The sequence below is a fragment of the Actinomycetospora sp. genome, assembly GCF_055612215.1.
Window position 1 is genome coordinate 1 of record NZ_JBVPVA010000729.1, and the last position, 11,499, is coordinate 11,499.

At 74.5% G+C, this 11,499-nt stretch carries 12 protein-coding genes; 10 read left to right on the forward strand and 2 right to left on the reverse strand.

Annotated elements, in window-relative coordinates; genetic code table 11:
* From AC0CYZ_RS19900 to groL, 6 genes are all read left to right on the forward strand, one after another.
* The coding region (locus AC0CYZ_RS19900) for an NAD(P)H-hydrate dehydratase (protein ID WP_472218462.1) at window positions 1-1,161 on the forward strand (1,161 nt) is incomplete at its 5' end.
* Window positions 1,158-2,381 carry an alanine racemase gene (alr, locus tag AC0CYZ_RS19905; protein ID WP_472218464.1) on the forward strand — a complete coding sequence of 408 codons (1,224 nt, stop codon included), beginning with the start codon at window positions 1,158-1,160 and terminating at the stop codon, window positions 2,379-2,381. The genes AC0CYZ_RS19900 and alr, both read left to right, overlap by 4 nt.
* A gap of 62 nt (window positions 2,382-2,443) precedes the next feature.
* Entirely contained in the window at window positions 2,444-3,631 is a 1,188-nt protein-coding gene (locus AC0CYZ_RS19910) for an alpha/beta fold hydrolase (RefSeq protein ID WP_472218466.1), read from the forward strand.
* 56 nt (window positions 3,632-3,687) lie between these two features.
* Window positions 3,688-4,194, forward strand: coding sequence for a GNAT family N-acetyltransferase (locus tag AC0CYZ_RS19915; protein WP_472218480.1), 507 nt, complete (start codon window positions 3,688-3,690; stop codon window positions 4,192-4,194).
* 138 nt (window positions 4,195-4,332) lie between these two features.
* On the forward strand, window positions 4,333-4,629 hold the full coding sequence (gene groES / locus AC0CYZ_RS19920; RefSeq protein ID WP_472218468.1) for a co-chaperone GroES: 297 nt from the start codon (window positions 4,333-4,335) through the stop codon (window positions 4,627-4,629).
* Window positions 4,630-4,728: 99 nt separating this feature from the next.
* Window positions 4,729-6,357, forward strand: a complete 1,629-nt coding sequence (gene groL, locus AC0CYZ_RS19925; RefSeq protein WP_472218470.1) for a chaperonin GroEL — start codon at window positions 4,729-4,731, stop codon at window positions 6,355-6,357.
* A gap of 63 nt (window positions 6,358-6,420) precedes the next feature.
* Here the strand turns inward: groL and AC0CYZ_RS19930 are convergent, their stop codons facing one another.
* Window positions 6,421-6,732, reverse strand: coding sequence for a WhiB family transcriptional regulator (locus tag AC0CYZ_RS19930; RefSeq protein ID WP_472218472.1), 312 nt, complete (start codon window positions 6,730-6,732; stop codon window positions 6,421-6,423).
* Window positions 6,733-7,350: 618 nt separating this feature from the next.
* On the opposite strand from AC0CYZ_RS19930, the gene AC0CYZ_RS19935 reads away from it, so the two are divergent.
* From AC0CYZ_RS19935 to AC0CYZ_RS19945, 3 genes are all read left to right on the forward strand, one after another.
* Window positions 7,351-7,947 (forward strand): response regulator transcription factor, encoded by a 597-nt coding sequence (locus AC0CYZ_RS19935; protein WP_169186839.1) that lies wholly within the window; start codon window positions 7,351-7,353, stop codon window positions 7,945-7,947.
* Between the two features lie 359 nt (window positions 7,948-8,306).
* A complete protein-coding gene (locus AC0CYZ_RS19940) occupies window positions 8,307-8,885 on the forward strand; it encodes a sigma-70 family RNA polymerase sigma factor (RefSeq protein WP_472218482.1) in 579 nt (192 codons plus the stop codon).
* Entirely contained in the window at window positions 8,886-9,770 is an 885-nt protein-coding gene (locus AC0CYZ_RS19945) for an anti-sigma-D factor RsdA (RefSeq protein ID WP_472218474.1), read from the forward strand.
* An 81-nt stretch (window positions 9,771-9,851) separates the two neighbouring features.
* On the opposite strand, the gene AC0CYZ_RS19950 is transcribed toward AC0CYZ_RS19945, so the two are convergent.
* Window positions 9,852-10,178 (reverse strand): DUF5319 family protein, encoded by a 327-nt coding sequence (locus tag AC0CYZ_RS19950; RefSeq protein WP_472218476.1) that lies wholly within the window; start codon window positions 10,176-10,178, stop codon window positions 9,852-9,854.
* Window positions 10,179-10,374: 196 nt separating this feature from the next.
* Here AC0CYZ_RS19950 and guaB point away from each other — a divergent pair.
* On the forward strand, window positions 10,375-11,499 hold a 1,125-nt coding region (guaB, locus tag AC0CYZ_RS19955), incomplete at its 3' end, for an IMP dehydrogenase (protein WP_472218478.1).

An 11,499-nucleotide genomic window follows, 5' to 3' on the forward strand; every position in this document is an offset into this window, starting at 1 on the left:
GTCCCGGCCATCGAGCGCGCCGACCTGGTCCTCGACGCCGTCGTCGGCACCTCCGCGCGCGGCGGCCTGCGCACCCCCGCCCCGCTGCTCGTCGGCGCCGCGGACACCGCCGGGGTCCCGGTCCTCGCGATCGACACCCCCAGCGGCGTCGACCCCACCACCGGCACCGTCCCCGAGGCCACCGCCGAGGGCCCGGCCGCGGTCACCGCCGCCGGGACCGTCACGTTCGGCGCGCGCAAGCCCGTCCACGTCCTCGCCCGCGACCGCTGCGGCCCGGTGACCTTCGTCGACCTCGGGCTGGGCCCCGAGCTCGGCGAACCCCCGATCACCGTCCTCGACGCCGCCGACGTCGGTGCCCGCTGGCCCGTCCCCGGGCCGGGCGACGACAAGTACACCCAGGGCGTCGTCGGGGTCGCCGCGGGCAGCGCCACCTATCCCGGCGCCGCGGTCCTCGCGAGCGGCGCGGCGTGCCTGGCCACGAGCGGCATGGTCCGCTACGCCGGCAGCGCCGCCGACGAGGTCCGTGCGGCCTGGCCCGAGGTGGTGGCCACCGACCACGTCGAGGACGCGGGGCGCGTGCAGGCCTGGGCGATCGGGCCCGGTCTGGGCACGGGTGACGACGGCGCCGCGACCCTGCGCCACGTCCTCGGCGCCGGGGTGCCGGTCCTCGCCGACGCCGACGCCGTCACCCTCCTCGGCGCCCACGCGGACCTGCGGGCCACGGCGGCGGACCTCCCCACGCTGGTCACGCCGCACGCGGGCGAGTTCGGCCGGCTCGTCGCGGAGCTCGACGACCCGCCGGACCCCGCCGTCGACCGCGTGGACGCCGCCCGCCGGGCCGCCGCCGCCCTCGGCGTCACGGTGCTGCTCAAGGGCAACGCGACCGTCGTCGCCGCCCCCGACGGGCGCGTCCTCGTCCACCCCGCCGGCAGCTCCTGGCTCGCCACGGCCGGCTCCGGGGACGTGCTGTCCGGGATCGCGGGCGCCCTGCTCGCGGTCGGTCTCGAGCCCTTCGACGCGGCCGGCGCCGCGGCGTTCGTCCACGCCCGGGCCGCCGAGCTCGGCGCCGGATCCCCGACCGGCGCCCCGGTGCCCGCCTCGCACGTGCAGGCGGCGATCCCGGACGCGATCCGCTCGGTGCGCGCCGAGGCGCGACGATGACGGCCGTCCCGACCGCCCGGATCGAGGCCGTCGTCGACCTCGACGCGATCCGCCACAACGTCGCCCTGCTCGCCGGTCTGGCCGGGAGCTCGGGTGCCGCGACGATGGCCGTGGTCAAGGCCGACGGCTACGGCCACGGCGCCGTCGGCGTCGCGCGGGCCGCGCTCGACGCCGGTGCCACGTGGCTCGGCGTGTGCACCCTCGACGAGGCCGCCGAGCTGCGGGACGCGGGCGTCGGCGCCCCGGTCCTGTCGTGGCTGCACGTCCCCGACGAGGACATGACCGGCGCCGTGGCCACCGCGGTCGACCTCGGGATCGCCTCGCCGCGCGACCTCGCCGCCGCCGCCGGGGCCGCGCGCGCCGCCGGCCGACCCGCCCGGATCCACCTCAAGATCGACACCGGGCTCTCGCGCAACGGCTGCCCGCCGGCGGACTGGGGCGCGCTGCTCGACGCCGTGGCGGGGCTCGTCGACGAGGGTGTCGTCGAGCCGGTGGCCGTCTGGTCGCACCTCGCGCACGCCGACGCCCCCGGCCACCCCACCCTCGACCGCCAGGCCGCCCGCCTCGACGACGCCCACCGCGCGGCCACCACCCGCCTGGGCCGCCCCCTGCTCGCGCACCTCGCCAACTCCGCGGCCACCCTCACCCGCCCCGACCTGCACCGCGACCTCGTCCGACCGGGGATCGCCGTCTACGGGCTCGACCCGGTGGAGGGACCGCACGAGCCGCCCGACCTGCGCCCGGCGATGACCTTCCGCAGCCGGGTCGCCCTCGTGAAGACGGTCGCCGGCGGCGAGGGCGTCTCCTACGGACACATCTGGACGACGCCGGGCCCGCGGGACCTCGCGCTCGTGCCCGCCGGCTACGCCGACGGCGTGCCGCGGCTCCTGGGCTCGTCGGGACGCTTCGCCGTCGGGATCCACGGGGTGCGCCGGCCCGTCGTCGGGCGCGTCTGCATGGACCAGGTGATGGTCGACCTCGGGCCCGCCGGGTCGGACCACGGCGTCGTCGAGGGCGACGAGGTGGTGCTCTTCGGACCCGGCGACGGACGATCCCCCGTCGAGGGCGGCCAGCCGACGGCCACCGAGTGGGCCGACCTGCTCGGCACCATCCACTACGAGATCGTGACGGGCGTCGGGGGCCGGCCGCGGCTGCGTCGGGTCACCGGCGTCGGGGTCACTCACGCAACAGACGGGGTGAATCCACCCCGGACGTGGTAGAAGGCCGATATGGCGACGGCGGAGTCGGGGCTCCCGAGCGGGTCCGGGGACGCGGGCGGGGTATGAGCGACGACGATCGGCGGCACTCCCACACCGGCGGGATCCTCGGTGCCATCGCCGGCACCGTGCTCGGGGGCGCCGCCGCGGCCGGGGCCGTCGGGGCGGGCGTCGCCCGGTCCCGGGTCGTGCGCGCACGGGCCGAGCTCGAGGAGTCCGAGGCCGCGCACCCCTCCAACCTCGGCATGCTGCCGCGCGGCCGGGAGTCCTCGGTGGCCGCCGACGACGGGACCCGCCTGTCGGTCGAGGAGATCGAGCCGGTCACGCCGGGTGCGAAGCCCGAGCTCACGGTGGTCCTCGTCCACGGCTTCGCGCAGGACCGGCGCTGCTGGCACTTCCAGCGGCGCATGCTCGCCGAGCTCACCGAGCCGGCCGTCCGCGTCGTGCTCTACGACCAGCGCCGCCACGGCCGCTCCGGCCAGTGCTCGGCGCGCGCCTGCACGATCGCCCAGCTCGGCGCGGACCTCGACACCGTCATCCGCACCGTCGCCCCCGAGGGCGACCTCGTGCTCGTCGGACACTCCATGGGCGGCATGACGATCATGGCGCTGGCCGAGCGCCACCCGGCGCTGTTCCGGGACCGGGTGCTCGGCGTCGCGCTGGTGAGCACCTCGGCCGGGGACGTCGGCACCGTCGGGCTGCAGCGGGCGGTGCTCTCGCACCGCAACCCCGTCGTCAACGTGGTCGGGCGCCTCGCGCACTGGCGCCCGGAGGCCGTCGACCGCATCCGCCGGCTCGGCGGCAACGCGATGTGGGCCGCGGTGGCCCGGTTCTCGTTCGGCGACCCCGACACCGACCCGGTGCTGGTCGACCTGGTCGACCGCACGATCGCGTCCACCCCGCTCGACGTGCTCACCTCGTTCGCGAACACGCTCTCCACCCACGACCGCAAGGCCGCGCTGCGGGGGCTCTCGCAGTGCGAGGTGCTGGTCACCGCGGGGACGAAGGACGTGATGATCCCGTACGAGCACTCCGAGGTGATCGCGGCCGAGCTGCCGCGCGCGGAGCTGCTGCCGCTCGAGGGCGCCGGGCACATGGCGATGCTCGAGCAGCCCTCCGAGCTCGACGCGGCCCTGCTGGAGCTGTTGCGCCGTTGCACGCACCGCAGCCAGGTGCTGCGCCGCCTGCGCCCGCAGGAGGCGGGCTCGACCTCGCGGCGCTCGCGGCTGCGCCGGCCCCGCCGCCGGGCGTGAGCGGGCCAGGCCGGGGCGCACCCGGCCCCTCAGGGCGCGCCGCGCACCACCCGGCCCTGCCGGCGGACGCGCGCATCGTCGTCGACGCCCTCACTGCCGACGACGCCGGGGACTGCGCCCGGCTCGAGGCGGAACTGTTCCCCGGCGACGACCCCTGGACCGCGTCCGCGTTCCGCGCCGAGCTCCACGCCGGGTACCCCTACCTCGCCGCGCGGTGGGTGGACCGGGCCGCCCCGGCGGTCGACGAGCTCGTCGGCTACGCCGGGATCGCGCTGCTGCCGGCGCCGCCGTTCTCCCGCGAGCCGGCCGAGGCGGAGGTCCACACGATCGGCGTCGCCCCGCACGCCCAGGGCCGCGGCCTGGGACGCCGGCTGCTCGTGGGGCTGCTCGCCCGGGCCGACGCGCTCGGGGCGGTCACGTTCCTCGAGGTGCGCACCGACAACGTGCCTGCGCTGGACCTGTACCGCTCGGAGGACTTCGAGGTGGTCGGCACGAGGCGGCGCTACTACGCGAGCGGGGCGGACGCGTACACGATGCGGCGCGGCCCGCACGCCCCTCGTTGATGGATTGGCACTCGCAGGGATAGAGTGCCAATCGAACGGCATCGGAGCCGACTCGGCACCCGCGACGGCGGGTCGGTTCCGGGGGCCGTCACCCCTCAATCCAGAACCAGCTGGACCCCAGATCGTGGAGGTCATCCCGTGGCGAGCGTGAACATCAAGCCGCTCGAGGACAAGCTCGTGGTGCAGGCCTCTGAGGCCGAGACCACGACCGCGTCCGGCATCGTCATTCCCGACACCGCGAAGGAGAAGCCGCAGGAGGGCAAGGTCCTCGCGGTGGGCCCCGGCCGTGTCGACGACAAGGGCAACCGCATCCCGCTCGACGTCTCCGTCGGCGACGTCGTCATCTTCTCGAAGTACGGCGGGACCGAGATCAAGTACAACGGCGAGGACTACCTGGTCCTGTCGTCGCGTGACGTCCTGGCGGTCGTCAACTAACGACGCCCGAACACACACACCCACCGCCCCGGTGGCCCCGACCCCGGGGTCCCGGGGCGGCGGTGTGCGTAGCCCCAGGTCGCACCGGAAAGGATGGCAGTGCCCAAGCAGATCACGTTCGACGAGACCGCCCGCCGCGCCCTCGAGCGCGGGGTGGACCAGCTCGCCGCGGCGGTCGTGGTGACCCTCGGTCCCCGCGGGCGCCACGTCGTGCTGAGCAAGAGCTTCGGTGGTCCGACGATCACCAACGACGGCGTCACCATCGCCCGCGAGATCGACCTCGAGGACCCCTTCGAGAACCTCGGCGTCCAGCTCGCGAAGACGGCCGCCACGAAGACCAACGACGTCGCCGGTGACGGCACGACGACGGCGACGGTGCTCGCCCAGGCCCTCGTCTCCGAGGGCCTGCGCAACCTCGCCGCCGGCGCCAACCCGACCGCGCTCGGCGCGGGCATGGCCGCCGCCTCCGAGAAGATCACCGAGGTGCTGCGCGAGCACGCCACCCCGGTCGACGGCAAGCGCGGCATCGCCTCGGTCGGCGCGGTCGCCTCGCGCGACCAGGAGATCGGCGACCTCATCGGCGAGGCCATGGAGAAGGTCGGCGAGGACGGCGTCATCACGGTCGAGGAGTCCTCGACCCTCGCCACCGAGCTGGAGATCACCGAGGGCCTCCAGTTCGACAAGGGCTACGTCTCGCCCTACTTCGTCACCGACCCGGACTCCATGGAGGCGGTGCTCGAGGACGCCCACGTCCTGATCAACCGGGAGAAGATCTCGGCGATCGGCGACCTGCTCCCGCTGCTGGAGAAGGTCGTGGAGTCGGGCAAGCCGCTCCTGGTCATCGCCGAGGACCTCGAGGGCGAGGCGCTCTCGACGGTCGTCGTCAACGCCATCCGCAAGACGCTGCGGATCTGTGCGGTCAAGGCGCCGTTCTTCGGTGACCGCCGCAAGGCGTTCCTCGACGACCTCGCCGCGGCCACCGGCGCCACGGTGATCAACCCCGAGGTCGGGCTGAAGCTCTCCGAGGCCGGCCTCGACGCGCTGGGCTCCGTCCGGCGCGCGGTGGTCACCAAGGACGCCACGACCCTCGTCGAGGGCGGTGGCGACAGGGCCGCCGTCGAGGCCCGCGTCTCGCAGATCCGTCGCGAGATCGACGAGACCGACTCCGACTGGGACCGCGAGAAGCTGCAGGAGCGGCTCGCGAAGCTGGCCGGCGGCGTCGCGGTCATCAAGGTCGGCGCGGCCACCGAGACCGAGCTCAAGGAGCGCAAGCACCGCATCGAGGACGCGGTCGCCGCCACCCGGGCCGCGGTCGAGGAGGGCATCGTCCCCGGCGGCGGTGCGGCGCTGCTGCACGCCTCGGCCGAGCTCGAGGGCGGCCTCGGTCGCTCCGGCGACGAGGCCACCGGCGTCGCGCTCGTGCGGCGGGCGCTGTCGGCGCCGCTGCGGGCCATCGCCTCGAACGGCGGGCACGAGGGCGCCGTCGTGGCCGCCAAGGTCGCCGAGGGCGGCTGGACGACCGGCTACGACGCCGCGAGCGAGACCTACGGCGACCTGATGGCCGCCGGGATCATCGACCCGGTGAAGGTCACGCGCTCGGCGCTGGAGAACGCGGTGTCGATCGCGCGCATGGTGCTCACCACCGAGAGCGCGATCGTCGACAAGCCCGAGGAGGAGCCCGCTCCGGCGGCCGGTGGTCACGGCCACGGTCACGGCCACGGGCACTGAGCTCGGAGGCGACGCACGCAGAAGGGCCCGGCCGTTCGGCCGGGCCCTTCCGTGTCGCGCGGTTCAGCGGATGACGATGTCGCGCATCCCGATGTTCGAGCGGCGACCGCCGGCGGCGGCCGACCGTTCGGCCTCCGACAGCCCGCCCCAGATCCCGTAGGGCTCCCCGGCCGCGAGCGCGTGGCGGCGGCACGGGTCCATGACGGGGCAGCTCTCGCACACCGCCTTCGCCCGGCGTTCGCGGCTGGCCCGGGCCGGGCCGCGCTCGCCGTCGGGGTGGAAGAAGAACGCACTGTCCATGCCGCGGCAGGCTCCGTGGAGCTGCCAGTCCCAGAGATCGGCGTTGGGTCCGGGCAGTCGACGGACATCGGCCATCTCGACCACCTCCTCGTCCTGACACGGTGGTGGTCCCGCGGGGGACCGCGGTCCTGGAGCCCCCGACATCGTTCCCCACCACGGGCTCGGGCCCGCCGGATCGTCACCGTGCGTGCCCGCGGCCGCGCGGAGGGCGACCGTGACACGACCCTATGACCGGAGACCTGAGCGGGACAAGACGTCGTGGTGTGAGCCGTCCCCCTGGGTACGGCCCCGCCCGAACGGTCGTCCGGATGCGCGATGGACGCCCGGCAAAGGTTGGTGTGCCGATTCCGTACGGTGACGGGACTTGCCGAAACGACCACCATCCGTGATCATGCCGAAAGCAGCGCGTGGCCGGTGCTCCGTGTGGGTGGCGGAAAAGTGGGCCGCAGGTGTTGGGTCGAGCGTGACCGGTCCGCCCCGCGGCCGTTGTCGATGGAGGGGGAACCGGTCGTGACCGTCGGTGGTAGGAGTTCGGGCGGTCATCCCGGGACGCGGGACGAGGGAGCAGGCATGGCACGGGTCGCGGATCCGGCACGGGAAAACCACGGATCCGACTCAAGGTCTCGGGGAGCGGCGCCGATGTCCAGTAGTGCCCGCCAACCGTCTGCAGGAACGTTGCAGGGAGGAGCTTCCGTGACGACGGTCCTGATCTGCGACGACCGCCGCAGTGTGCGTGAAGGACTGACCCGAGTGATGTCGGCCGTCCCGGGAGTCCACCGCATCGACTGTGTCGCCCACGGCGACGAGCTGCTCACCCGCTTCTCCCGCCAGAGCGTCGACGTGGTCCTCGTGGGGACCCAGCGCGCCGTGCCGACCGGGGTCGAGGCGACCCGCCGGCTCGTGGCCGCGCACCCGCAGGCGAACGTCATCGTCTTCGGTGCGCCCGACGACTCCGGCAGCATCGCCGCCGCGATCGCCGGCGGGGCCCGCGGCTACCTGCGGTGGGACGCGTCGCGGCCCGAGCTGGTCGCCGCCCTCGCCCACACCCTGGCGAGCACCTCCGTGCCCGCTCCCCGCACGCCGTCCGACTCCGGGGTCCAGCTCACCGAGCGCGAGCTGCAGGTGCTCCGGGGCATGGCGCAGGGCAAGAGCAACGGTCAGATCGGCCGTGAGCTCTACCTGTCCGAGGACACCGTGAAGACCCACGCCCGGCGGTTGTTCCGCAAGCTGGGCGTGCGCGACCGGGCGCAGGCCGTGGCCCACGGCTTCCGCCGCGGCCTGGTCTCCTGACCACCCGGCCCCGCCCCGTGCGCGTGCAGCCGCTCCGCGTGTCGCAGCTCCCCGCCACCGGGCCGACCCCGTCGTCGTCGTACCGCCTCGGGGCCGACGACCCCGCCCGTCTGCGCCCCGGGGTCGAGCTGGCCCCGGATGACCTGCCCACTCCGGCGATCGGAACACCGCGTGCCGTCCACCGCGCCGCGGACCGCTGGCGTGCGCCGGATCGGGCGAACCCGTACGGAGGACAGGGCGCGAGCCATCCGCCGGAGCGGTACGGTGATCGCTCCGGCCCGCCCGTCGAGGTGCCGCGCCGGACCGAGGTGGACCTGCGGGTCACACCGCCGCGTGTAACGCCGGGGCCACGGGGAGCGATGACCGAGACAGGGAACGACCTCGAGAGGTTGGTGGCCGCCGCCAACGACGGCGACCGCTCGGCTCTCAATCGTGTCCTCGCGATCATCCGTCCGCTCGTCGTGCGCTACTGCCGCGCGAGGATCGGCCGGCAGGAACGGTCGTCGGTCTCGGCCGACGACGTGGCCCAGGAGGTGTGCCTCGCCGTGCTGACAGCGCTGCCCGGCTACCGCGACCAGGGCCGTCCGTTCCTCGCCTTCGTCTACGGCATCGCGGCGCACAAGGTGGTCGACGCCCATCGCTCGGTGGCGCGGAACCGATCGGAACCCGTCTCCGAGCTGCCCGAAGAGCTCGATCCCCATGATGGACCAGAGCAGCGTGCACTCAACGGAGCGCTGTCCGTCCAAATGGGTCAATTGCTCGACACACTGCCACCCAAACAGCGGGAAATCCTGGTGCTGCGTGTCGTCGTTGGGCTTTCGGCGGAGGAGACCGCGGAGGCGGTCGAGTCCACACCCGGTGCGGTCCGGGTGGCACAACACCGCGCACTGTCGAAGCTGCGGACCGCCGTGTCCGCGATCTCGGAAGAGGTGAGTTAGGTGGGTGGTCACCGCGCTTTCGGTGCTGGTGACGATCTCGTCGACGGCCCGGTGGACCTCGCCGCGGTTCGCGCCGACGACGCCCTGCTCGACGCCATCGCCGGCGGGGCGGTCCTCGGTGGGGTCGGGAGTCACGAGGACGTCTTCGGCCGACCCGGTCAGGACGACGACCATCTGGCCGCCATCCTCGCCGCGTGGAAGGCCGACATCGAGGCCGACCCGATGCCCGAGCTGGTGTCGCTCGACGAGGCCGCCGAGGCCGTCGAGGCCGGGCACGAGGCCCGGGAGCGTCGCGTCGGCCGAGCACGCCGGCGGATGCCGTTCGCGGTCGCCGCGGCCGCCATCGCCGTCGCGCTGGCGGGGTTCACGGTCGCCGTGCACTCGGCGCAGCCGGGCGACGCGATGTTCGGGCTGACGAAGGTCCTCTTCTCCCAGCAGGCGGACAACGCCCAGAAGGCGAAGGTGGCCCACGACACGATCGTCGCCGCCAACACCGCGATCAAGCAGGGCAACCCCGTCCAGGCGCAGCAGCTGCTCCAGAACGCGGCCGGCCAGATCCAGGCCGCGCAGCCCGAGGACCAGCCCGCGCTGCAGCAGCAGCGCGAGGAGACCCTCAAGTCGCTGACGCCGGCGCCTCCCGCGCCGAGCAGCAGCCCGACGACGGAGCCGAGCGCCAGCAGCTCCGAGGGCACGACGGCCCAGGAGCGGTCCCGGCAGAGGCGGTCGCGGACGCCCACGCCGCAGCCGACCCCGGCACCCGCCCCGGACGCGCAGAACCCCGCCGCGGGGTCGCCGGACACGACACCCGCACCCGAGCCGCGCAACGGCACCCCGGACCCGGCGGCGTCGTCCGCGCCGCCGGCCCCGGCTTCGCCGACCGGCTGAGTCCTCCGCACAGACGAACGGGCCCGGTTCCCCCTCGGGGGAACCGGGCCCGTCGTCGTTCCCGGGTGGGGTGGAGCGGGGCTACTGCTCCGCGAGCGTCGCGTCCGCGAACCCGCGGCAGTACTCCCACGTCACGTAGGAGGCCGGGTCCGGGTCGAACGGGGGCTCGTGCGGGCGCATGTGGCCCTCCTCGAGCAGCTGCTGGAGGCTCGCGCGCAGGAGGTCCCAGTCGTGGAAGTGCTGCTCCTCGCAGTCCTCGCAGTCCACGACGACGCCCCGGATCCCGCGGGGGGCGAGCAGCGCCTGGAACACCGCCAGGTCGCCGAGGTCGGCGACGACCTCGTCGCGCTCGTCCTCGTCGAGCGGGAGGTCCTCCGGCGCCGTGACGTCGTGCAGCGCGTCGAGCATCCGGGAGGGGTCCGAGGGGTCACCCGCGAATGGGTCCGGAGGCAGGGCTTCGTACGGCACGCCCCCGAACCTACCGGTCGCCGGGTCGGACCCGGCGGACCCCCGCGGGGCTCCGGACCGCGCCGACGTGCGACGACGCGCGGCCTCCCCGCCGCGCGACGAGGGTCACTGTGCGAGCACGACTAGCATCGGGGGCATGGTGCTGACGGACCCCGGCGTACCGGAGAAGTTCGGCCTGCTCGGCCTGACGTTCGACGACGTCCTCCTGTTGCCCGCGGAGTCGGACGTGGTGCCCTCCGAGGCGGACACGTCGGCCCGCCTCTCGAGGAACGTCACGCTGCGGATCCCGCTGGTCAGCTCCGCGATGGACACCGTGACCGAGGCGCGGATGGCGATCGCCATGGCCCGCCACGGCGGGATGGGCGTGCTGCACCGCAACCTGCCCGCCGAGGAGCAGGCCGCGCAGGCCGAGGTGGTCAAGCGCTCCGAGGCCGGGATGGTGACCGACCCGGTGACCTGCTCGCCCGAGGACACCCTCGCCGACGTCGACGCGCTCTGCGCCCGCTTCCGCATCTCCGGCCTCCCCGTGACGGACCCGGCGGGCCGGCTCGTGGGCATCATCACCAACCGCGACATGCGCTTCGAGGTCGACCACACCCGCAAGGTGGCCGAGGTCATGACCTCCACCGATCTCGTGACGGCGCAGGTGGGCGTCACCGCCGAGGCCGCGCTCGGGCTGCTGCGTCGCCGCAAGGTGGAGAAGCTCCCGCTGGTCGACGGCGCGGGCATCCTCCGCGGGCTCATCACCGTCAAGGACTTCGTCAAGACCGAGCAGTACCCGATGGCCACGAAGGACCCCGACGGCCGGCTGCTCTGCGGCGCCGCGGTGGGGGTCGGCGACGACGCGTGGACCCGCGCGATGTCGCTGTCCGACGCCGGGGTCGACGTCCTGGTCGTCGACACCGCCCACGGGCACTCCCGCGCCGTCGTCGCCATGGTCGCCAAGCTCAAGCAGGAGCTGGGGGACCGGGTGGACGTCGTCGGGGGCAACGTCGCCACCCGCGCCGGGGCCCAGGCCCTCGTCGAGGCGGGCGCGGACGGCGTGAAGGTCGGCGTCGGGCCCGGATCGATCTGCACCACCCGCATCATCGCGGGGGTCGGCGTGCCGCAGATCACCGCGATCGCCGAGGCCGCGTCCGTCGCGACGCCCGCGGGGGTCCCGGTGATCGGTGACGGCGGCCTGCAGTCCTCGGGCGACATCGCCAAGGCGATCGCCGCGGGCGCGTCGACGGTCATGCTCGGGTCGCTGCTGGCGGGCACC

Excerpts from the sequence above, each read along its gene's own strand:
- alr (WP_472218464.1), top strand. The coding sequence starts at position 1,158 with ATGACGGCCGTCCCGACCGCCCGGATCGAGGCCGTCGTCGACCTCGAC.
- AC0CYZ_RS19910 (WP_472218466.1), top strand. The coding sequence starts at position 2,444 with ATGAGCGACGACGATCGGCGGCACTCCCACACCGGCGGGATCCTCGGT.
- AC0CYZ_RS19930 (WP_472218472.1), bottom strand. The coding sequence starts at position 6,732 with ATGGCCGATGTCCGTCGACTGCCCGGACCCAACGCCGATCTCTGGGAC.
- AC0CYZ_RS19940 (WP_472218482.1), top strand. The coding sequence starts at position 8,307 with ATGACCGAGACAGGGAACGACCTCGAGAGGTTGGTGGCCGCCGCCAAC.
- AC0CYZ_RS19950 (WP_472218476.1), bottom strand. The coding sequence starts at position 10,178 with ATGCTCGACGCGCTGCACGACGTCACGGCGCCGGAGGACCTCCCGCTC.